Origin of the sequence: Leptospira kirschneri serovar Cynopteri str. 3522 CT, from assembly GCF_000243695.2 — a bacterium.
Lineage (GTDB): Bacteria > Spirochaetota > Leptospiria > Leptospirales > Leptospiraceae > Leptospira > Leptospira kirschneri.
This window is the reverse complement of sequence record NZ_AHMN02000008.1, coordinates 257,316-278,774: the sequence shown is the minus strand read 5'-3', so window position 1 is coordinate 278,774 and position 21,459 is coordinate 257,316. Positions and strand designations below refer to the sequence as shown.

Here is a 21,459-nt window from a genome sequence, read left to right as displayed (position 1 = left end):
TTTGGAAGCTACAATATATTTGGTTTTAGCGAATCTTGAAAAATGGTTTCTGTATAAATGTTGTAAGGTGGGCCTAGATCTTAAGAATAAATCCACTGTTTAACGCAGAATTTTGGACAATAATTTGGTAAAGTAATCTTTTCACGATTTCAATAGAAACAAATAAATCGATTTATAAGATACTCTATCAATCTTGAAATTAATTTTCGATTTTTTTTTAAAATTACAGTCGAATGATTCGTATCATTTGAAACAAAACCGTAAGAGAATTATTGTGATGATATTTTTTTAAGTAGTTCCTTCACTTGAAATTCGATGCAATAGGGTTTACAATCGCATTTGTTCTTTGAATGGCGAAATTTATGATTCTTTTGAAAAATATGATTTTAAAAAGATTTCAACGTATTTACTCACAAGAACCTTTTATTTTAAGAATAAGGGCTTTATATTTATTTGTTTTTAACGTTGTAACCTTTGTTCTTCCAGGAATTACATTTTGTTTTTTTTTCAATGAAGTAACTTATCTTCCTAGTTTTGTAATGCTCATATCCTTTTCGTTTTTATCGATGTTGCTGGTTTGGTACGGACAATATAAAAAGGCTTTAATTCTTACTTTGTTTACGGTGGTCGTAGGAGTTACTTTAGGATTGCTTTTCGGCGACCCGGAAGGGAATGCATTGTATAGTTTTCCGATTCTTGTCATTATATTTCTGCTTTTTACGACTATTAGAACTACTATCTATATTTCCATTTATTCGTTTTTATTAATATTTTATTTTTTAAATATACTTTCTCAAAGGGGAGGGTTAAAAATAAGTTTTGTCGTAGATTCTGTTTTGGGTTTTTTCTTTTTTACGAGTATTGCGCTTTTGACAGTAAATCTTTTGAATTCTTACATTAAAGAAAAAGACGAATTGATCAAAGAAATCCATCATAGGGTCAGGAATAATCTTCAAGTACTGAGTGGACTTGCGGATCTTCATAGAAACGATAAGTCGGATTCACAAAAGGTATTATTTGAATTTCAGAATCGGATTCTTGCAATGTCAGAAGTACATAACTATATGTATAAATCCGATAACTATCATAGTATAGAATTTTCTAATGTAATTGAAAGAATCATAGAGAATCTTAAAAACAAACATAATATTTCAAACATAATCATTTTAAATTATGCGGAAAAAATCGATCTGCCAATTGAAACGGCAATTCCTTGTGCAATGATTTTTAACGAACTTTTAAATAACTCGCTTACACACGCGTTTAAAGAATCTAAAGACCCTAATATAGAAATTCATTTTTCTAAAAATGGGGAAAATTATAAATTAACTCTTAAAGATAACGGAGTGGGAATATCCGCTCCAATTGATTTACAAAAGTCTAAAACGACTGGTTTTACTTTGGTTCACATACTTTCCAAACAAATCAGGGCAAAATTTAAAATTTTCAATGACAGTGGTTTAGTCGCCGTTTTAGAATTTTGATGTGGTTCTTTTTTATACCGAACTAATAAAATAGATATTAGAGTTGTTGAAAATTCCGTAGTAGTGATTAACAAAACTGCTTTAATTGACCATTTCGTGAAACAGAAACAAGATGGAGAGTTTATTTTTCAATAGTTCTGTAGTGTATTCAATTTTTATAATTAGTTGAAAACCGTTTAAAAAAATATTCTTTTGATAAAATTTAAAATAGATATATGACGAATTTTGGCAGTGGTTTTGTAGGCTTCTGACGTTAAAATTATATTCAATATTAATTGAATATAATTTTAAAAATAAATTTTATTTTACCTTCTGTATATATTTCAAATTCTAAAACAGATATAAATTTTATAGAAAGTTATTTTATGAAGGAATGAAATATTCGTTTGAGAAATGCGTTTTTGATTGGAGCTATTGTGCGATTTTAGAAGGTTTACTGGTTTTTAGTGCGGATCCAACTGCTTCTGCGTGGACTTTGGTTCAAGGGATATTGTTTTGGTTTTCTTGTGGATTTATAACAACTTTAGTAGAAATTGGATTTTCAAAAATGCTCAGTTCTATCCTACTCACGGAATTATTAAATCATATAGCGTTCGTAGTGATTCCGAAATATATTCACATTTAATTCCTCTTATAATAGTAAGTTTGATTATAGGCTTTTTGAATCGAATTCTAAAAACTCCAGTTCTTAAGTTGGATTAACGTGAGTAGAATATAAGAAAGAATTTTCTAAAAGTAGTAGTTCCCACGTTTTAGAAAAAAAATCTGCAGGTTCAGATTCCAATTTTTTTTTTCAGAAAAATGAATCATGGATTTCTTTACGAACTCACGTTAAAATATAAATTTGTGGTAGTTCCGTAGATTAAGTCGCATTACAGATCTTTAAACATTCATTTTTTGTGACTCGAGTTGGGGAGCTCCTCATTTTATTTTTTATGGAAAAATCAGGTTTTTATAAAACGAATCTCTTACGTCCTGCTCACGTTAGTTAAAATTAAATATGAGAACATTAAAAAATAAAAAAAGCCGGCTATGGAAAACCGGCTTTTTAATCAGATTTTTTTGAACCGCCAAAAAAGTTTTGGCAAGGTATTTTAGTAAATTCTAATTTAAAATTTACTACTGTAAATTATCTGCAACTAACTCTGCAATGTCTTTTACTTTTACTTCTTCTATTTTCCCTTCGTGTTTGACCCCGTCTGTAATCATAGTTACACAGAAAGGACAAGCGGTTGCAATTGTAGTTGCTCCCGTATCTAGAAGTTGTTTAGTTCTTTTTATGTTTACTCTGTCGTTGTTTTGCTCCTCCATCCACATCTGAGCCCCACCTGCACCACAACAAAGTCCCTTTGTGTGATGATCAGATGGTTCCGCCAGTTTGCCACCGGAAACTTTTTTAACTACGTCTCTAGGATTTTCGTAGTTATCATTGTAACGACCTATGTAGCAAGAATCGTGATAAGTATATTTGCCGGAAGAAGCATCCTCAGCGGTTTTAACGTCTAGTTTTTTCTCTTTGACAAGTTGATTGATAAACTCTGAGTGATGAACTACCTCAAAGTTACCTCCAAATTGAGGATATTCATTTTTAATTGTGTTGTAACAATGAGGACAAGCGGTTACTACTTTTTTGACATTGTATCCGTTCATCGTATCCACGTTTGCCTGTGCCAGGGTTTGGTAGAGATATTCGTTACCACCTCTTCTTGCAGAATCACCGGAACAATTTTCTTCAGTTCCAAGAATACCAAACTTAACATCCGCTTTTTGTAGAATTTTTACAAAAGACTTAGCAATGTTTTTATTTCTATCGTCAAAAGCACCTGCACATCCTACCCAATAGAGAACGTCTACGTTGGAGTCTTCAGCCATGGTTTTAACACCTAGACCTTCCGCCCAATCCGCCCTTGTATGCGCGCCCACACCCCAAGGATTAGAATTGTTTTCCATATTTACAAATGCATTTTGAAGTTCCGCAGGGAATTTGGATTCCGCAAGAACCAAATGTCTTCTCATTTCCATGATCGCATTGACTTGGTTATTTCCAACAGGACAAGCTTCTACACAAGCATAACAAGTAGTACAACCCCAAAGAGCTTCTTCGGAAAGACCTTCATACGAATTGATTACGGTAGTATCTAAGGCGGCTACTTTTTCGGCTGCAACTGAGGCGTCCGTTTCTTCTGCTCTGATTTTGGCAACTTCAGGCATCTTATCTAAAAGAGCGTGTTTTAGATCAGCGATGATTGCTTTTGGATTTAAAACTTTTCCGGTTCTATTGGCGGGACATTGAACTTGGCAACGACCGCATTCGATACAAGACATTCCGTCTAAAAGATTGGGCCAAGGAAAATCTTCTACACGATTTACTCCCCAGACTACATTCTCATCTTCTAAATTGAGTTTGGAAAGCGCACCTTTAGGAGTGTCCGATTGAAGAAAGTAGTTAAAAGGAGCAAAGATTAAGTGCGCGTGTTTCGAGGTAGGAACATAGAGCATAAAAGAGAACACGGAAAGGATGTGAATCCACCACATGATTTGAAAAACTACGTCTGCCGTAGAATATTCTATATTCATCGATCTCCAAATGGAACCGATTCCGGCAGCTAAGAAAGAGGCGTTTTCCGTTGGACTGTCATAAACTGCTCCTACAGACTTGGCACCTTCTCCTAAAAGGGTAGAAATCATCAGAATCGAAATCATTCCGATCACGATCGCAGATGCCGGAGAATGGACGTCCAATCCTTTTGCTTTTTGAATCCATCTTCTCCAAGCAAAAAAACCTAAACCGATCAATACTAAAATTGAAACGACTTGAACGATAGACTCGTAAGTATGTCCTGCACTTTCTCCGAATAAAAAACCGACTAAAGAAAATTTATAAGGATCATCCATCCCATACCCGATAAGACCCGCGATCATCTGACTCGTTGTGTGAATTGTATAAACTACAAAACCGTAAAAGATAAACGCGTGCATGATTCCTCGAAGAGGTTCTTTAAAATTCTTTTTTTGAAGAATCACATTTTGAATAAAACTGTTGATTCGAAAAAACCAGTTCGGATTTTCCAAAAAGTTTTCGGTTCCGGCCGCTTTTCTGGCGCTGAAAATCAATCGGAGACGATATAAAATCGCACGAATAAAAACTACATTCGCAATTACGAATAAAACTGTGAAAATGAGATGAAAGGCGATTTGTGAAATTGCCATATGGATCAAGTACCCTTTCTTTTGGATTGATGAATGAATTACAGCGTAGGAATTGAGAACCTACCTGTCGAGGAATTTTCAAAGATATGGGGTTCTGGTCTGTTATGATTCTATGGTATTGTTGAGTTTCAGTCTCGTTAAAAATAGTCGATTAGTTTTATTTGTAGAAGATGGTTTAACCGCAAAAAGAAACGATCGATTCTTATTCTATAGTTGGAATTAAAACCATAAAATTGATTTTATAGAGTTGAAACGAATCATTGTTTTTAAGTTAGAAATACTATTTTCTGTGAATTTTTGTTGTTTGGGATCCAAGGTTTCTTTTTCTCAGTTATTCAACATAAGTAACAAATTTAAAACGCGTAAAGCGATTGTAGCGGAAATTCTGAAAAAATAAGAGTATTGGATTTAGGGAATCATTGTTTGAGTTTTTTATTTACTCAGATTTTATAATGCTAAATTCACATTCTTTAAAATTCAAAGTATCTTGTTCTGGAGTTATAAAATGGGGTTTATTTTTCTCATACTAAGTTTCTACGGTTATTTAATTTTTCTAATTCGTTATAGTAAATGGTCCACAGCAAGTATGCCTTTGTTTATTATATCAACGGGTATAATTGTACTTTTTGCTTCCGGTTTTTTGGATCTTTTGCAACCGACTTTATGGTGTTTTATAGGTCTTGGGATATGTTTAGGGTTTATAAGTTTATGTGCTGCGCGTAAAAATTTGATTCAACTATTAACGAGTCTTTTAGAGCCGGGGCCGGTGATTTTTTTCCTTTTAGCATGTTTTTTTTACATTAAGTTATCTGGAGCGCTGTTTGAAGGGTGGGATGAGTTTACACATTGGGGTTTTTCGGCTAAGGAAATGTTTCATTTAAATTCTTTTACCAAAGCAAACAGTCCACTTATGTTTAAGAGTTATCCACCTGGAACTGCATTGTTTCAATATTGGATAACCAAAAGTATAGGTTGGTCCGAAGGAAATACATATTGGGCACAATCTTTATTGGTTTTAGCAGGTGCAGTGGCTATTTTAGAAGGATTAACTTGGCGCCAATGGATTCGAATCATTTTGACTTTGAATGTTGTTTTTCTTGCGGTTTTTATATTTGGTTATAGTTTACAAAGTCTTTATGTAGATCATGTACTTGGATTTCTTTGTGGAGCTTCCGTTATATCTTGTACTCGGTCTAATACTTCGGCACCGATAACAATTGTAAGGCTACTTCCAACTTTATTCATTTTACCAATTATAAAAGCAGTCGGTTTGATGTTAGGAGTTTTTATCGCGATAATTTTTATATTTGATCAGATTTTTAAAGAGAAGAATATTTTTTCAGTTAGTAAGCCACTTAAGCAAAAACTTATATTCGGTTTTCTTGTAATCCTAATTCTTGCTACACCTATAATTTCAGCTCGGATATGGGGTTGGCACGTAAAAAAGTCTGGTTTTTCTCAGGTATTTGAAACTTCGTTTTCGATTTTTCAGATAAAAAAAAGTTTTTCTTCAACAGAAGCAACAGATCGAGATAAAGAAACGATTTCTACCTTTAAGAAAGCATTCCAGACTTATCAGATAAATCCTGAAAATGTACTTCAAATATTTTCTAGAAGATTTGTTTTAAAGCTAACTCCTCTTAAATCTTTACTTTTTTTAATGGTTTTTGGTATTGCAGCCATTGTAATAGAAACCAGGCGACAGGAGAGACGTATTGCAATTGTAGGTTTTTTAACCATGTTTTCAGGTTATGCTATATATTCATTTGGCCTTCTGCTAATGTATTTATATTCTTTTGGTTCTTATGAAGGAACTAGAGTTGCGTCTTTTACGCGTTATATGGGAATTTTTCTTCTTGCATGGACTATAGTAACCTGGGGATTTATGCTTAGCACCGGTGAACAGAAAGAAAAAAATTCACCTAAAATTGTCCAGGGTCTTTTAGTTATTTTCATTTTGTTTTTAACTCCTATAAAAGCTGCCTTATTCGCATTTACTAAACCTAAACCGTTACCTGTACGAATGGAAATTAAGGAAATTCTTTCCAATACGATTCCAAATCTGAAAAGAGGTGAAAAGGTTTATGTAATTTGGCAGAATACAACTGGCTTTGAACCTTGGATCGTTTCGTATGAATTATCACCCCGAAATTCTACGAGTGTGGCTAGTTCAGGGTGGTCACTTGGTCTTCCATATTATGAAGGTGATGTTTGGACTAGTGATATACATCCAAAAACTTGGAGTGAAAATATATTAGTGAATTATGATTTTCTATTATTAGCTTCTGTGGATGAATACTTTTGGTCTAGATATGCCTCCATTTTCAAACCTACTTTAAATTTAAAAAGTAATAAGCTGTTTCGAATAGTTAAAAAAGAAAATGGTAAAATTAATTTGGAGACAGTTGATTTAACTTCAAATTCTAAATCGGTTAATCAATTCGATTAACCGATATTACATTTGTTTGTATTCGTAGAATTTCTTACTTTGCTATTATGTTAAATTGGAAACAATAGATTGAAACATTTATCTTTGGTTTTTCTTTTTTGGAATTTTAAAATAAATTTTTATAAATGATACGATTTAACATACCTTAAATAGAATATTGTCAATATGAATTGACAATATTCTACAGAACAGTTTCTGTCTCTTATGGAGTGCTAAATCAGCAATTTTATGCGCAAAAAATCATTCTCTATACCAATTATAATACCTGCTTATAACCCTGATGAACGATTAGTGCAATTGGTTGATGAACTGATTCAACAGGGTATTGTAAATATAATAGTGATTAATGATGGAAGCAGAGAATCTTGTGCATCTATTTTTAAGAAACTAACAAAATTTAAACAATGTCATCTTTTACATCATGCTACGAATCTAGGTAAAGGTCGTGCATTAAAGAATGCGATTAATTATTGTATGCTTACGTTTCCTCAAATGTTTGGAGTTGTCACAGCGGATGCGGATGGACAGCATAAAGTATCGGATGTTATTAAAGTGGTGCAAAGTCTTTTAAAATATCCTGATCAGCTAATACTTGGTTCGCGTAAATTTGACAAAGATGTTCCATTTCGCAGTCTTCTTGGTAATAAAATTACTAGTATCGTCTTTGCATTCTTAATCGGTCGTCGTCTTACAGATACACAAACTGGGTTACGTGGTATTCCTACAAAATTTCTTTCTACGTGTTTACGTTTGTCTGGTGAAAGATATGAATATGAAATGAATATGTTGATCTCTACTAAGGAACACCGTCTTAGAATTTTTGAGGAGTCAATTGAAACACTTTATCTAGAAAATAATAAATCATCTCATTTTAACCCCCTAATTGATTCTGCTAGAATTTATTTCCTTTTTTTTAGATTTGCATTTTCCTCAGTGTTAACTTCTGCCATTGATTTCTGTGTATTTACAGTGGTTTATCTTTCGGTTTCCAATCTTTTGACAAGTATCATTTTTTCTAGAACGATTGCAGGAACCTTTAATTTTTTTGTAAACAAACGATTTGTTTTTAGAGATCCTGGAGGAGTTGTAATTGAATTTGTTAAGTATGCATTTTTGGTTTCGGGATTAGGACTATTGGCTTTTACTGCAATCCGTTATTTACATTCTCTTTATGGATGGAATATAATTGCAGCTAAAGCTTTTATAGATACAGTATTTTTTCTATTTAGTTTTGCGATCCAACGTGAATTTGTGTTTGGTGGTAGCAGCGAAGAAGAACGGTAGATGAGGTTTTTAAATGATATTTTCTAAAGGAACTGAAGAATACCCAACTGGGCTGTTACAATCTAAGAAAACGGATTGGGATGCATATTACAAAAAACCTTATAAAACGGCTAACATCACTCGAAAGATAACGGCAAGTCGTTTAGTCAATACGATGCATAAATACAAATATGTGAATCATCCGTCGATTCTTGAAATTGGAGGTGCGAATTCATGTTTTTACGAAACAATTTGTGATCAAGTTTTACCAAACGTCTATTCGATTTTTGATAACAATGAACTGGGTTTGCAAAAATTTCGTGAACGAGTTTCGAATTTAAAAGAGTTTTCGTCCGAACTGATTCAGGGTGATATTCTCAATCCGCAGTATCAAGGAAACTTTGACATTGTTTTTAGCGTTGGTTTAATCGAACATTTTAATGTAGAAAATACTCGTAAGGCTTTTTTGAATCATTTACAATTTGTTAAAACTCCAGGCGTATTGATCGTAACTTTTCCAACTCCTACATTTTTGTATCGAATGACTCGTTTTTTTGCTGAGTGTTTAGGTATGTGGATTTTCCATGATGAACGTCCTATTCAAGAATCAGAAATTAGATCTTTAGTACCTTCTTCAAACTATAATATTCGTGAATATAGTATCATTTGGCCCATTGTATTGACCCAAGGGATGATCGTAATTACAAAAGTTTGAAAATTTTTTAGAAATTAAATATGAATTAAATTTTACTAAGCCAACTAGATTTGTATTAGATGATTTTAATAAAATGAGTGTTTTCATAAAAATGTGAGAACTATCTTCAACCGGAGTCTAACAGATAATAAAAATTGTAAGACTACTTATGTTTTAGGTTTTAAATACCAAAAAATTTAATACGAAGTAGTAACTGTCATTGTGGAGCTATTAATTTTTAAATTTTTTACTTTGAATTCACGACTTGTGAGAGTTCCCACAGATTAAGTCGCATTACAAATTTTTAAACATCTATTTTTTATGGAAAAATCAGATTCTTATAAAGCGAATTTCTTACCTTACTTACTGCTAGAAAATTGGATCGATTGAAAATTGAGACAAATTCTCTTTTGCAATTGGAAAGCCACTTAAAAATATCTTAGAATTAGGCATTTTAAGCAAAGATAAATTATTTTTGAGATAGATTCTAGAAATTTCTTCATTCAAGAGTTTTATTCCTAGGAGTTAAGAACTAAAATGAAAATCTAAAAAGAAGGTGCAAAATTCGGAATTGGTCCAAAGATTGAAGTGTGGTCATTTAAAGTCTGCTTCTTTCAAAGTTTTAGAAAAAGGGTTCGATTATTGAAATCATTAGAACCTTTTTTAAATACATTTAGGTGGACGGATCTAAGGAGTAAATGTGACTTCTATTTTTTCATCTCAACCTACAGATCGTATTTTGGAAAAAGCATTGGATGGGAATCGGATTTCTCCCGAAGAGGCCTTGGCTTTATATCGAGAAGGGGATCATCTTAAGATTATGGCGACTGCTCGTTCGCTCCGAGAAAAAATTCTATCTCATCAATACGCTAGTTATACGATGTTTCGGGTTGTGAATTATACAAATTATTGCAATGTAGAATGTAGTTTTTGTTCTTTTATGGATGAGATCGGAAACGGTAAAGGTTATGCGTTATCCGTAGAAGAAATTTTAGAGAAGATGGACTATGCGGTCGGCGAAGGTGCTGATCAGATGTTTTTACAAGGAGGAGTTTATCCAGATCTGTCTTTCGATTATTATCTGGATGTAATTTCTGCAGTAAAAAAGAAATATCCATACATGCATATTCGTGCCTTTTCTCCGGTAGAAATTATCAACTTAGAAAAAATTACCGGGCTTCCTTTGAAAGAAGTACTTCAGATTTTAAAACAAACTGGATTGGATTCTGTTCCAGGAGCAGGAGCGGAAATTCTAACGGACAGAATGAGAAATATCATATCGCCTAAAAAAGCGACCACAGAGGAATGGGTTCGCGCGATGGAAACCTGTCATGAAGTTGGACTTCCGGGAAGTGCAAATATAGTATTTGGTTCGGAAGAAATTCAAGAAGAAGTGATCGAACATTTAAACGTTGTGCGAAATCTACAGGATAGAACCGGAGGATTTTTATCTTTTATTCCTTGGACCTTTCAACCACAGACTAAACGATTCAAAGTTCGTGCGGTTCCAACTCAGGAATATCTAAAGGTTCTCGGAATTTGTAGGATTTTTTTGGATAACATTTTACACATTGAAACTTCGGTGATGGTTTTAGGAAAAGGAGTAGGGCAATTGGCTCTCACAAGCGGCGCGGATGATATATCTTCTGTGGTCATAGAAGAAAACGTTTTGCGTTCTTACGGACTGAAGACCGAAAAAGAAGCGGTGAAATTTTTGAAAGAAGGTGGATTTGTCCCTAAACGAAGAGATCTTCTTTATAACTATGATCGATACGAAAACGAGCTGATTGTAGATCTTGTTTAAAATTGAAATCTATAAATGGGATTCATTTTTGCGCATCAAATCGAAAGTTTAAATCTTTCTTGTCAGAGATAAACTTGGATTGAGCGGTATTTTTGCTAAAAAATCGATATGTAAATATTTCGAAAACACTTATAAAGGAAGGAAAGATGATAAGAATTTTAAATTGTATTCTTGTATTTTTGCTAGCGTTCGGAGCTTGTACAAAACAGGTCAAAGAACATATTCACGTAGATACGGGAGTCACCGTAGAGGTGTTAGGCGCTCACAAATATAAATTGATCGCGATCGGCGGAGCTTCTTCAACTTCTGTCGAAGAAAACGATACATTCAAAATGAAGAATACTTCCTGCACCGCCGCAAAATCTATCGCGGCGCGCAAATTAGAAGAACTCGAACCGGAACAAAAAAACAGATTATTTTTTATGGAAACCGTGGACACGAAGTATATAGACGAAGGGGCTTATTGTGAAATTACCTATCACTACGAACTTCCGGCGCCTAAGAAGCAGCAGTAGTTCCAGGATATTCTCTGGGAAAGTAACGGATCGGTTCTATAAAAGAAACTCTGTTTCTTCCCTTTTTTTTAGATTCATAAAGAGCTGAATCAATGGAATGATAGATGTCGTCAAAACTGAATTCTTCTCCCGGACCAAAGATACAGGCACCGATGGAAACTGTAATTTTGACCGGACTTCCTTTTTTGGTTCGATAGGATAGTTCTTTTTCGGCGACTTCCATTCTTAAGTTTTCGCAGAGTTGAACCAGATCTTCTTTTTTGATCGCATCTAAAAGAATACAAAATTCATCCCCACCGATCCGAGAACAGATGTCGGTCGCTCTGACTCTTTGTTTCATCACGTCTGAAATTGTACGAAGAGATAAATCTCCAGCTAAATGTCCATAAGAATCGTTAATTTCTTTAAGATAATCCATATCTAAGATGATCATCGCGAGGGAAAAACGATAACGTTGTGCTCTTTTAAGAAATAATTCAAATTGTTCGATCAAATACCTTCGATTGTAGAGACTGGTGAGTTCGTCCACCTTGGAAATTTTTTCGATCTGAATGTTTTTATCTCTGAGTTTACTGACAGCTTTCTGAAGTTTCTTTTTGGCTCTATGATCCATCACCCTCCAAAAATTGATCAGAAGGTTTCCAAAGATTCCAGTAAAAAGATAGATGAGTACGTTTGCAAAGTCGTGTTGAAGTATGTTTTTGTTTCCGGTCAGAGATGTGCATAAAACCAGAGAAAAATAAAAGAGTGCATTGAAAATGACTACGGTTGTTCCTGTGAGCCAAAGAAGGATATTTCCACTTACAACTAAAGTTGTATAAAAATGAAAATAGAGTCCCATTCTTCCGGGATCTAAAAAAACATAAGGGAGAATAGAGAACACGATCATTCCTGAGGACAAAATGCTATATCTCTCGATTCTTCTTCTAAAAAAAGGCCTCCATTTTATAAGCAGAAATGCGAAGAACGCAGATAAAAGTAAGACGGTTAAACGGGAATATACTAGAATTTGGTTTTCTTTTCCAAATAAAGAAGCTCCGTCCGGAACCAGGAAGGAAAGAAAGCTGATTCCGATACAAAAAAAGAAATAGATAACCGTGGCTCTACGAACATCTGGTTGATAAATTCTCAAATAATCATCCGGAAACGGATTGAAAAAAACTCTCCTAGCGAGTAGTTTTATTTTTTGATTATTTCCCGAAGAAAGTCTCATCTGTTTTTACAAGAGATCGGACGATCTAACTTCCTTATTTTAAAAAATGGTTTTGTATAAACAATCAGGATTTACAATCCTGTCAGGTTTGTTTGTTGTTACTCGTTTTTTGACGATTAAAAAACGACTATCTTTCTAGGGTTTTTTGTCAGAAGAGAGGGTAATGGCAATCCTTCTCCGCCTAAAGAACGTACAAATTTGCCATTGATTTTAAGCTGAACTCCTTGGATGGGCAGATTTTCCATAAGGCTATAAGTAAGTTGGTCGATTCTATCTTTTAGAATTTCGGGACCGGCTTCTTTTTCGAGATCGCTACTTAGGGAAAGTTTGAGAATTCCTCTCTCAATTCTATAATTATCGTCGTAACGCAAACTTTGTGGAATGGAATTCAGGATTCCTTTTTCTTTTTCCTGAGAAACCGGTCCGGCGATTAAAGAATTTAAAATCAATTTCACCCGATCTCCACCTTTAGAAAGTCTAAGCACCTTCACAAGTCTGGAATGACTTTTACTACCTTTACCATAAAACTTCAGAAAAAAAAGAGATAATTCTCCTTTTTCCGAAGGAATTGGGAAATCGGGTTCAATTGTGGAATTCACAGAAAATGTGGGAGGTTCTAAAACTGGAACTTCTTCGTTTAAATCTTCTTCGATGGAATTGGATAAATCTACAGAGGTTTGTATATCTCCATTTCGGAGAAGTTCTTCTAGAATTTCTTCTTCCGCTTGATCCATGATTTCTTTGTGATTGAAATTTTCTTTTGAAGATGAGTGGGTTTTCGGGGTCAATTTTCCTATATTATTAAAATTAAATCCTTCGTTGGAAATAGAAAATCCGGAGCCTGTGCTTTTATCCAAGAGCACTAACGTAAAAATAATTCCGGTGAGAATGAAGATGATATTTTTTCTTTTTTCGGAATCCGGCACACTTTCATTTTCGGAAAAAAAACGGATTCTATGCAGGCAAAAAATCAGAGTACTTCGTTCAAATCCGAAAGGTTTTTAAGTTTTAAATCGAAGTCCGGAATTTCTCCTTCCGGAGCATGTCCATAGGAACAAAACGCAAAAGGACAACCGTTTTGTCTGGCGGCTTCATGATCGGAAAGTCTGTCTCCAATCATTAGAATTTGACTCGGTTTAAGATGATAGAGTTTCATATACTCTTCTAAAATTCCCGCTTTGGTTCGGATTCGTTCATTGTCTAAAACTAAGATAGGATCGAATTTAGGAAGAATTCCAGAAACTTCAAGTATGGTTTGGATATAAGGTTTTCTTCCGTTTGAGGCGGCTAAAATACGATAACCTTTTTGAGCGAGAGTTTCTATCGTTTCCGGAACGTTGGAATAAAATTCTCCCTCTCCTTTTTTAATTCTCTCACAAAGAAAACGAAGTACACTATCGGAGATGCTGTCTCTTTGTTCTTCATTCAGTTGTGGAAGAAGATTGAAGAATATGGTTTTAACCGGTTTGCCGATTTCCGTCATAATTCGATCCCGAGAGGGAAGTTCGATTTGGATTCCGGAGATTTTGGAAAAATTTAGAATTGAATCTCGATAGACTTCAAGAATGATTCCTTCGGACGAAAAGAGAGTACCGTCTACATCAAACGCAAGAGCTTGGAGAGATTCTACTGAAAAAACAGTCATCAAGGACAGTTTTAGAAAACGAATCCTTTTGGCAACCTTTGCTTGATTTTCCCCAGACTCGAAGAAAATAGGAACAACCGAATGAAAACTTCCCGTTCTTTTGTACAAAAATCCAAAGGAGAAAGTTTTGTAAATCGTTCTCAGTTGTTTTCGTCCTTTGATTGGACCGATTACAAGGCGCAACTTCAAAATAGAGTAAAAGGTTTTGAGTTGGGGCGTTACTTCGATTTAACAGAGAGCGAGAAAATCGGAATTGAAAATACAATTCGTTTAAACGTTTCCGCGACTCCATATTACATTTCTCTTACGGACCCGGAAGATCCAAATTGTCCGATCCGAAGGATGATTCTTCCCAGAGAAGACGAATGTATTTTTTCTCCGGAAGAATCTCCGGATCCCTTACACGAAGAGCGGTTGTCTCCCGTGAAAGGTTTAACCCATATGTATCCGGATCGAGTTCTTCTTTTTACCAATCACGAATGTTCTGTATATTGTAGACATTGTATGAGAGGGCGTAAGGTTTCCGATTCCAAAGAAAGAATGTTTACTGAAGATTTGGAAATTTGTTTTGAATATATTGAATCTCGTCCACAAATCACCGACGTCGTGTTATCCGGAGGAGATCCTTTGAATCTAAGCGATTCTAAAATCGATTGGATTTTGGAACGGTTGGAAAAAATAGAACACGTTAAGATTTGTAGACTAGGAACCCGCAATCCGGTCACTCTTCCGTTTAGAATTACATTTGATCTTTGTAATATAATAGAATCGCATAATACCGACCGACTTTCCATTTTTTGTAATACTCAGTTTAATCATTCGAAAGAATGTACTCCCGAAGCAAAAGAAGCGATCTTAAAACTTTTGAAAGCGGGTGTAAACGTAGGTAATCAATGTGTTCTTCTAAAGGGAATTAACGATTCCGGAGAAAGTATGTTAGAACTTCATAAAAAACTATTGGAGTTACGAGTGCGGGCCTATTATATGTATGATCCTGAGTTGATTCCTGGTTCTAGAGGTTTTAGAACTCCCCTTGCCAAAGGAATCGAAATTATAGAATTTATGAGAGGTAAAATTGGCGGGATGGGGATTCCACAGTTTGTAAACGATCTTCCCGGAGGAGGGGGAAAGATTACATTGACTCCGAATTGGTATTTGGGTTTTTACAAACCGGAAAGGATGCACGTTTTCAAATCTGCGTTACGCGGAACCTATCATTTCAGTCCGGAACCAATCGATTCTAAGATGGAAGGATATTATCCGGAAGTTTCCCCAGAAACCTGGGAAAGAATTTTTTCGAATTCTTTCGGAACCAAATAAATTAAATGGCTCCTACCGTTCTAGTCTATGCGGATCTGCACGAGTTTGAGGGAAATTTTCCGGAAATTTATAAACAAGAATGGGAGTCCAGAAAGTCAGTGGACGCAATCTTAGAATTGTTAAACGAAGTCGGAGAAAGTATTGAATTGGTAGTGACTCCGAATGAACTTCTGGAAAAATTAAAATTTTATTGCGATTTGGACTTTTCCAAACGCCCCGTAATTTTTCATTTAATGGAAGGGTTTTGTTCTAGAAATAGAGAAGCTTTGATTCCTGCCGTAGCCGAATTATTCGGTTTTCCTCATACTGGTTCGGACTCGTATTCTCAAAACGTCTCCTTGGATAAAAATTTAACTCGAATTTTTGCGCAATCGATAGGTGTTCCTGTTACGTCCGGATTTTGGATTCGTTCTAAGAATGTTGCACTTGAAGAACTGCAAAGATTGGAATATAATTCTGAAATTAAAAAAGAACTTTCTTTTTCAAAAGAAAACGGAGTGAATCTGAAAAATTTTTCTTTTCCCGCCTTTGTAAAACCTGCGGGAGAAGGTTCTAGTCTTGGAATCGGGGAAAAAAATATCATTTATAGTTTTGAAGAATTGAATACTTTATTGTCCGAAGCTCCGGATTTTTTTTTCCCGTATCTTTTGGAAGAATACTTAATGGGAAATGAATATACGATTTCCATAATGGGTTCCGCAGTTTTTGGTTATAGGGCGAGTTCTGCCGGAAGATTGGTATTAAGAGAAGATTTAAAAGTGGAAAATGTATACGGAGAAAAAACGAAATCTAAAAGTATGATGCCTGAGACTCTCATATTTGATTGTCCTGAAGACTTGGAAGTTGTAATTCAACAACAGAGCGTGTCGTTTTGTGAATCTCTTGGAACTTCCGGGCCTGCCAGACTTGACTGGAAATTGGATTCCTTAGGAAATCCTTTTTTTTTAGAAATGAACCTGACTCCGGGGTTGTCTCCGTTTTATTCCACGTTTCCGATTTGTTATCGTCAGAGTTTTGGGGACGAAAAAAAATTGTTTCAAGAGATTCTAGAAATTGCACGTTCGGATTTTGAGACCGATCGATTTTCATATTCTAAAAATAAAACTCGGAATCTAAAATAAAATTATGAATTTATGCAATTAGTAAATACTACTTCAACTTCTACAAACTTTAGAAAAACTTTAGAAGATTCTGTCCGAAATCACCCGGTTCTTACTTTTAATCTTTGGTTAGAAGAGAAAGAACGTAAAATGGAAAGGGAGGATCTACTTCTATGGCTTCGTCAGGAATATTTTGTAAGTGTGGATTTTGTAAATTGGTTTTTAAATACGGCCTCAATCTGTGATTCTGTGGAAGCTAAGATCGTACTCGTCTCCAATATCTGGGAAGAATTGGGAGAGGGAAACGTTGAGGATTCTCACGTTTTTATTTTGAAAAAATTTCTTTCGGATATGGGAGAGGTTGTTCATGAAAAACATGTACTTCCGGAAACAACTTCTTATTTGAATCTGATGCAGAAGATCACTACTTCGGATTTTTATTCCGCATTGGGTGCTCTTGGTCCCGCAAATGAGTATTTGCTTAAATTAGAATATTCTAGAATGTTTAAGTCTTATTTGGATTTGAAGAAAAAAACTATTTTGCCGGAAGGTAAATTCTTTCAAGTAAATTTAAACGCCGACGAGTCTCATTCGGAGAAATTATTTCGTTTGATCGAAACTGTGGCTGATACGGAAGAAAAACGAAATAGAGTGATGAAAGGAAATCAACTTGCCTTGGACGCTAGACTTGTGTTTTACGAAGGTCTAACGGCTTTTCAAAGACTTTAAAAAGATCATTCCAATCATTCCGAAAATAGGAACCAAAGGAAGATAAAGAAGAGGAGAAATCCAGCGGTAGCCTTTTAGAGAATGACTGAGCTTTCGAACCGCAAAAAATCCTGGATATCTTCTTCCGTTTGCGATCATTTGAACGTTTCCTTCTGCTACACGAATATTTAAGGTGGGATGGATTTCTGTGAGTTCTTTTTCCGTAAAATCTCGGAAAGATCTAAATCTAATTTTAGGATTTAGATTTAGGTTTTGCAATTTTGTGGCTAAGTTTGTGCAAAACGAGCACTCGCCGTCGTATAAAAAAACTAATGTTTGCATAATAGATTCATTTTTTTGAATCTTATCTAAAAAATCCAACTTTTTTAGTTTTGTAAACTTTGGGGTCGGAACTCCGGCCAATTTATTTTGAAATTTAACAGCAGATAATTTTTTTATCATGAAGATTTCATATCTTCGAATGAAAAATAATTTGTAAGAGTTCCCACAATCTGAAGCGTTGGGTGAATTTTTTGGATACAAAATTTTTCTTCAACCACATTCGAAATGAGTTTAGAGAATTCTTTTTACGGATTGGTTCAGGATATGTTTTGATTGAAATTTTTTAGATCGTTTGTCGGCGTAATGAATAACAAAAAATTTTTTGAAAAGTAGTAGTTCCCACATTTTTCAAAAAAAGGAAGGATTTGTGTGAGTTCTCAGAAATTCACTGTTAAATCGAAGCCTTTTACGGATTTTGAGCTTTACTATGAAAACGTATGAAAATGATAAGATGAATTTTTGAGATCTAATAAAAACAAGACGTTTGAGTTTTATAAAAATGTAGGAACTACTGCAGATTTTAATAAAAAAAGGTTTTGAAATGAGAAAGATCCAAAACATAGATTTTTTCGAATGTTCCGATAAAATAGATATTTATTACTTGCAAAAAGTATAATTTTCTAATGAATGAAATCCTCGTAAATCTTAAATCGCTCAAAGTGTAGTGTAGATGGGTCACAAGTCTTTTATGGAGGATTGTCTTGCTTCTTGAATGCCAATCCTTAGAAGACATTCGCTGAGTTTTACGGGATGTTCGACATATCTTCCGGGAGGTTTTTAAGAAAAGAACAAATATTAGGAACGTGGATTTCTTGAACTCCAATCCAGAAGTAAATCCAAATCCCTTCTTTTTGCATACCATCACATACCTTCATATACCATTTTGAAATCGTATTTTCTTTTCTTGCTCTCCAAAATAAAACTGGAAATCTAAAAATTAGTTCGTCCCAGATATCTCTTCCAACCCCTTCTCCTCTCGCGATTTCATCTACTGCAAACTTAGAAAGAAACGTTCCAAAAGAAGTTTTTTTTATTAAGGCACATCCTTTAAATTCAGATTCTAAAAGAATTCCGGCAAACTTCTGATTCCAAAAATCTTTTTTAAGAGATTTTTGAAATGCCTTTTCGATCAGAAGATTTAACTTCTCACTTGAAACGGTAAGAGGATCCTCAATAAAATCGATACGATTTTTTCTTCTTAAAAGGGTTCCGCTTCCTTTGATCGTAAATAATTCCTTAAGAAGTGAAGATGCAGAAGTGATTGCGATTTCAAAATCCTTATCCTTTACATTTTTATAAAGTTCTAAACAAACAGATAAAATGGATTCATCTTCTGGATCCGGTTTTACGGAGGAATCAACGTCGAAAATGGAAATTTTATTTCCTTTTAGATAAACTCCACCTCTGGAATAAAGATGAACCAATTTTTTAGTACGAAGAATAGAACAAAGTTCAGTTAAAAAATCAAAAAGAACCTGGCCTTTTTCCTCCGCGATAAAAACAGGAAGTTTCTCTTCATCCAGAGCGGAATGAACCGCCCCCGCTAAATCTTGAGGATGTCGGAATAATTTTCCTGGTAAAATTGAAGGAGTATCATCTTTGTTTTGATTTCTATAAAATAGATTGGTATAAGAAATTCCGTCCTTATCTAAAACTACAACTGGAAATAAATCCAACTTATGAAGTAGTTTGAGGTTATAAAGAAGGGCTTCTGCGGATTCCATCAGAGTAGCGGAATCCGCATAGATCACGGCAAATTTTTCGGGTTCGATAGAACGGAATCGTTTTAAAAATTGAAATGAATCTTGAGTATTCTCAGTGACTTCTAAAAGTTTTAGTAGAATTTCTTGATGATTCATTCCGAATCGATTGGATTATCTACCTAAAGTGTAGGCAACTAATTTTCCTTTTAACTTTCCAATCGTTAGAGATTGTTCTTTGTTCTTTTTTAATTTTAGAAAACCTAAAAGAGAAGTATCTCCGCAAACGATCGCAAGAACATTTCCCGAAAAATGATCTTTTAGTTTTTTACCCCAAGCCAAGTAGGTTTCTTTAGCTTCCTCTTTTGTTCCTAAACGAACTCCATAAGGAGGATTGGTCACTATAAAACCTTCGGAAATTTTTATTTCGTTTTCATAAATCTTTGCATCCGATTCGAAGAAATGGATCAAATGATCCACTCCGGCATTTTTTGCGTTTAACTTGGCCAACCCCAGAGCCTTTGGATCTAAATCGGAAGCAAATATTTTTATCTCCGAAGAAAGATTTAAATTCTCCTTAAAGTTAGGCTGTCCGAAAAGTTTTTGAAACGGAAGAGAAGAAGCCAAACTTCTATAATTGGTATGACTTCCGTATAGAAGTTTGAGCGCAGCCTCTACTACTACGGTTCCAGAACCGCAGAATGGATCGTATAACGATGATTTAGTGTTCCATCCGGAATAACGAATCAAAGCAGAGGCAAGAATCTCCCGAATGGGCGCTTCCCCTCCGATTCTACCGTGTCCTCTTTGTTGTAGAGGCCTAGTGTTTAAACCTAAAGAAAGTTTTGCGTGTTCGGAATGAGAACGTAGATAGAATAAAAAATCGGGTTCGTCTCTAGAAATTTTTGGAGGTTCTTTTCCCTTGGAACGAAAACGGTCGAAAATCGCGTCTTTCAGTTTGTATGTCGCATAACGTGAATCCTTTAAGGAATCTTTAGTAGTAGAATCGATTCTCAAAGAATGTTCTGAAGTTAGAATTTTCTCAAAAGGAAATTGAAGCGCTTGATCATAAAGATCTTCTGGGTTTTCCACTCTCCAATATTTTAACGAAATGCTGATTCCGGACGCGACTCCAGTAGAAAGAATAAATTCTTTTAAGGACCTTGCGGGACCTTGAAAAAAAATTCCACCTCTGTTTTCGGAAATGATCTTTAAACCGGCTTCTAATACTTCTTCTCGCAACAGTCCAGAAAGACCATCCGGACAAGAAGCGTGATATTCGAAAGAATCCGGTTTTGAAAAATCCCATTCCGATTTTAAAGGATTTTGTTTTTGTCTTGGATCGTTCGGAAAATTTTTTCTATCAGATCTTTTTGATTTTAATCGGAGGGATTTTTTAGGGATTGGTTTTTTAAAATTTGTCACTCTATTTGTTGTGCAAGATAGTTTTCAACGCCGATTTGACGAATGATTTCTTGTTGAGATTCTATCCAATCGATATGTTCTTCTTCAGAGATCAAAATTTTTTCGAATAACTCTCTTGTACCGTTATCGTTGTTCTTAACCGCGATGGCAATTCCACGATTGAATCTTTCTACTGCCGCGTATTCCAAATCTAAATCTACTTTCAAAATTTCTTCTATATTATTTCCTACGTTTATCTTCATATATCTTTGAAGATCGGGTACTCCATCTAAATAAAGAATACGATCGATCACTTCATCAGCGTGTTTCATTTCGTCTATAGATTCGCGTTTCATAAAGTCTGCAAGTTTTTTAAAACCCCAGTTCTTATTCATCTTAGCGTGAATGAAATACTGATTGATTGCAGTTAACTCTGCAGAAAGCACTTCGCCTAAAATTTCGAGTACTTCTTTGTTACCTTTCATTTTGTTTCTCCTTGTGATCATTCAGTATAAAAATCATTCTTAATTTTGCAAGGATAGTTTATAAACATGAATGAAAAGTCATCTTACTTGTGTTATTTAATTTTTTTTGATTTTCAATCTCAC

General features: G+C 34.7%; 17 protein-coding genes and 1 pseudogene. 10 read left to right on the top strand and 8 right to left on the bottom strand.

The genetic code is table 11. The features are described 5' to 3' along the window. The first annotated feature begins 362 nt into the window (after nt 1-362). Nucleotides 363-1,484 carry a sensor histidine kinase gene (locus tag LEP1GSC049_RS214700; RefSeq protein WP_004759037.1) on the top strand — a complete coding sequence of 374 codons (1,122 nt, stop codon included), beginning with the start codon at nt 363-365 and terminating at the stop codon, nt 1,482-1,484. A 380-nt stretch (nt 1,485-1,864) separates the two neighbouring features. Continuing rightward, nucleotides 1,865-2,186: pseudogene (locus LEP1GSC049_RS07215) on the top strand (hypothetical protein). A 417-nt stretch (nt 2,187-2,603) separates the two neighbouring features. Here LEP1GSC049_RS07215 and LEP1GSC049_RS214705 read toward each other — a convergent pair. Continuing rightward, nucleotides 2,604-4,694, bottom strand: a complete 2,091-nt coding sequence (locus LEP1GSC049_RS214705) for a heterodisulfide reductase-related iron-sulfur binding cluster (RefSeq protein ID WP_004759049.1) — start codon at nt 4,692-4,694, stop codon at nt 2,604-2,606. A gap of 505 nt (nt 4,695-5,199) precedes the next feature. On the opposite strand from LEP1GSC049_RS214705, the gene LEP1GSC049_RS214710 reads away from it, so the two are divergent. The 5 genes from LEP1GSC049_RS214710 (at nt 5,200) to LEP1GSC049_RS214725 (ending at nt 11,419) form a co-directional block, all read left to right on the top strand. Next, nucleotides 5,200-7,143 carry a hypothetical protein gene (locus LEP1GSC049_RS214710; RefSeq protein WP_016560764.1) on the top strand — a complete coding sequence of 648 codons (1,944 nt, stop codon included), beginning with the start codon at nt 5,200-5,202 and terminating at the stop codon, nt 7,141-7,143. A gap of 228 nt (nt 7,144-7,371) precedes the next feature. Then, nucleotides 7,372-8,427: a bifunctional glycosyltransferase family 2/GtrA family protein gene (locus LEP1GSC049_RS214715; protein ID WP_004759086.1), complete on the top strand. Its 1,056-nt coding sequence runs from the start codon at nt 7,372-7,374 to the stop codon at nt 8,425-8,427. 154 nt (nt 8,428-8,581) lie between these two features. Then, complete coding sequence (locus LEP1GSC049_RS2000000228505) at nt 8,582-9,121, top strand: class I SAM-dependent methyltransferase (RefSeq protein ID WP_330219388.1); 540 nt, start codon at nt 8,582-8,584, stop codon at nt 9,119-9,121. Nucleotides 9,122-9,800: 679 nt separating this feature from the next. Further along, nucleotides 9,801-10,904, top strand: coding sequence for a cyclic dehypoxanthinyl futalosine synthase (gene mqnC / locus LEP1GSC049_RS214720; RefSeq protein ID WP_016560779.1), 1,104 nt, complete (start codon nt 9,801-9,803; stop codon nt 10,902-10,904). Nucleotides 10,905-11,050: 146 nt separating this feature from the next. Beyond that, nucleotides 11,051-11,419 (top strand): LIC11299 family lipoprotein, encoded by a 369-nt coding sequence (locus LEP1GSC049_RS214725; RefSeq protein ID WP_004778412.1) that lies wholly within the window; start codon nt 11,051-11,053, stop codon nt 11,417-11,419. Here LEP1GSC049_RS214725 and LEP1GSC049_RS214730 read toward each other — a convergent pair. From LEP1GSC049_RS214730 to LEP1GSC049_RS214740, 3 genes are all read right to left on the bottom strand, one after another. After that, nucleotides 11,403-12,632, bottom strand: a complete 1,230-nt coding sequence (locus LEP1GSC049_RS214730) for a GGDEF domain-containing protein (protein WP_004759070.1) — start codon at nt 12,630-12,632, stop codon at nt 11,403-11,405. The two genes, LEP1GSC049_RS214725 and LEP1GSC049_RS214730, sit on opposite strands and share 17 nt — an antisense overlap. 116 nt (nt 12,633-12,748) lie before the next feature. Beyond that, nucleotides 12,749-13,558 carry a GerMN domain-containing protein gene (locus LEP1GSC049_RS214735; protein ID WP_004750467.1) on the bottom strand — a complete coding sequence of 270 codons (810 nt, stop codon included), beginning with the start codon at nt 13,556-13,558 and terminating at the stop codon, nt 12,749-12,751. Between the two features lie 44 nt (nt 13,559-13,602). Further along, the gene (locus LEP1GSC049_RS214740) at nt 13,603-14,277 is read right to left on the bottom strand and encodes an HAD family hydrolase (protein ID WP_016748822.1); all 675 of its coding nucleotides are present in this window, start codon (nt 14,275-14,277) and stop codon (nt 13,603-13,605) included. A gap of 81 nt (nt 14,278-14,358) precedes the next feature. Between LEP1GSC049_RS214740 and LEP1GSC049_RS214745 the strand changes: the two genes are divergently transcribed. Genes LEP1GSC049_RS214745 through LEP1GSC049_RS214755 form a run of 3 tightly spaced genes read left to right on the top strand, consistent with a single transcriptional unit; the run spans nt 14,359 to nt 17,426 of the window. Further along, nucleotides 14,359-15,597, top strand: a complete 1,239-nt coding sequence (locus tag LEP1GSC049_RS214745) for a KamA family radical SAM protein (RefSeq protein WP_004750573.1) — start codon at nt 14,359-14,361, stop codon at nt 15,595-15,597. Nucleotides 15,598-15,602: 5 nt separating this feature from the next. After that, nucleotides 15,603-16,718: a D-alanine--D-alanine ligase family protein gene (locus LEP1GSC049_RS214750; protein ID WP_016560804.1), complete on the top strand. Its 1,116-nt coding sequence runs from the start codon at nt 15,603-15,605 to the stop codon at nt 16,716-16,718. 12 nt (nt 16,719-16,730) lie between these two features. Further along, on the top strand, nt 16,731-17,426 hold the full coding sequence (locus LEP1GSC049_RS214755; RefSeq protein WP_004750721.1) for an iron-containing redox enzyme family protein: 696 nt from the start codon (nt 16,731-16,733) through the stop codon (nt 17,424-17,426). On the opposite strand, the gene LEP1GSC049_RS0206060 is transcribed toward LEP1GSC049_RS214755, so the two are convergent. The 4 genes from LEP1GSC049_RS0206060 to bfr form a co-directional block, all read right to left on the bottom strand. Next, nucleotides 17,403-17,747 carry a DCC1-like thiol-disulfide oxidoreductase family protein gene (locus LEP1GSC049_RS0206060; protein ID WP_025175835.1) on the bottom strand — a complete coding sequence of 115 codons (345 nt, stop codon included), beginning with the start codon at nt 17,745-17,747 and terminating at the stop codon, nt 17,403-17,405. The genes LEP1GSC049_RS214755 and LEP1GSC049_RS0206060 overlap by 24 nt on opposite strands. Before the next feature lie 743 nt (nt 17,748-18,490). Then, nucleotides 18,491-19,606, bottom strand: coding sequence for an acetylglutamate kinase (locus LEP1GSC049_RS214760; protein WP_004750385.1), 1,116 nt, complete (start codon nt 19,604-19,606; stop codon nt 18,491-18,493). 15 nt (nt 19,607-19,621) lie between these two features. Beyond that, nucleotides 19,622-20,872 (bottom strand): THUMP domain-containing class I SAM-dependent RNA methyltransferase, encoded by a 1,251-nt coding sequence (locus LEP1GSC049_RS214765; protein WP_016560790.1) that lies wholly within the window; start codon nt 20,870-20,872, stop codon nt 19,622-19,624. Then, entirely contained in the window at nt 20,869-21,336 is a 468-nt protein-coding gene (gene bfr / locus LEP1GSC049_RS214770; protein WP_004750685.1) for a bacterioferritin, read from the bottom strand. Before bfr ends, LEP1GSC049_RS214765 begins: the two co-directional genes overlap by 4 nt. Nucleotides 21,337-21,459 lie beyond the last annotated feature (123 nt).

What these genes read in the sequence shown, in the direction of transcription:
- LEP1GSC049_RS214725 (WP_004778412.1), top strand. Translation starts at nt 11,051, where the DNA reads ATGATAAGAATTTTAAATTGTATTCTTGTATTTTTGCTAGCGTTCGGA.
- LEP1GSC049_RS2000000228505 (WP_330219388.1), top strand. Translation starts at nt 8,582, where the DNA reads ATGCATAAATACAAATATGTGAATCATCCGTCGATTCTTGAAATTGGA.
- LEP1GSC049_RS214755 (WP_004750721.1), top strand. Translation starts at nt 16,731, where the DNA reads ATGCAATTAGTAAATACTACTTCAACTTCTACAAACTTTAGAAAAACT.
- LEP1GSC049_RS214700 (WP_004759037.1), top strand. Translation starts at nt 363, where the DNA reads ATGATTCTTTTGAAAAATATGATTTTAAAAAGATTTCAACGTATTTAC.
- LEP1GSC049_RS214750 (WP_016560804.1), top strand. Translation starts at nt 15,603, where the DNA reads ATGGCTCCTACCGTTCTAGTCTATGCGGATCTGCACGAGTTTGAGGGA.
- LEP1GSC049_RS214760 (WP_004750385.1), bottom strand. Translation starts at nt 19,606, where the DNA reads ATGAATCATCAAGAAATTCTACTAAAACTTTTAGAAGTCACTGAGAAT.
- LEP1GSC049_RS0206060 (WP_025175835.1), bottom strand. Translation starts at nt 17,747, where the DNA reads ATGCAAACATTAGTTTTTTTATACGACGGCGAGTGCTCGTTTTGCACA.
- LEP1GSC049_RS214740 (WP_016748822.1), bottom strand. Translation starts at nt 14,277, where the DNA reads ATGACTGTTTTTTCAGTAGAATCTCTCCAAGCTCTTGCGTTTGATGTA.
- LEP1GSC049_RS214730 (WP_004759070.1), bottom strand. Translation starts at nt 12,632, where the DNA reads ATGAGACTTTCTTCGGGAAATAATCAAAAAATAAAACTACTCGCTAGG.
- bfr (WP_004750685.1), bottom strand. Translation starts at nt 21,336, where the DNA reads ATGAAAGGTAACAAAGAAGTACTCGAAATTTTAGGCGAAGTGCTTTCT.
- LEP1GSC049_RS214715 (WP_004759086.1), top strand. Translation starts at nt 7,372, where the DNA reads ATGCGCAAAAAATCATTCTCTATACCAATTATAATACCTGCTTATAAC.
- LEP1GSC049_RS214705 (WP_004759049.1), bottom strand. Translation starts at nt 4,694, where the DNA reads ATGGCAATTTCACAAATCGCCTTTCATCTCATTTTCACAGTTTTATTC.
- LEP1GSC049_RS214745 (WP_004750573.1), top strand. Translation starts at nt 14,359, where the DNA reads ATGAAAACTTCCCGTTCTTTTGTACAAAAATCCAAAGGAGAAAGTTTT.
- LEP1GSC049_RS214710 (WP_016560764.1), top strand. Translation starts at nt 5,200, where the DNA reads ATGGGGTTTATTTTTCTCATACTAAGTTTCTACGGTTATTTAATTTTT.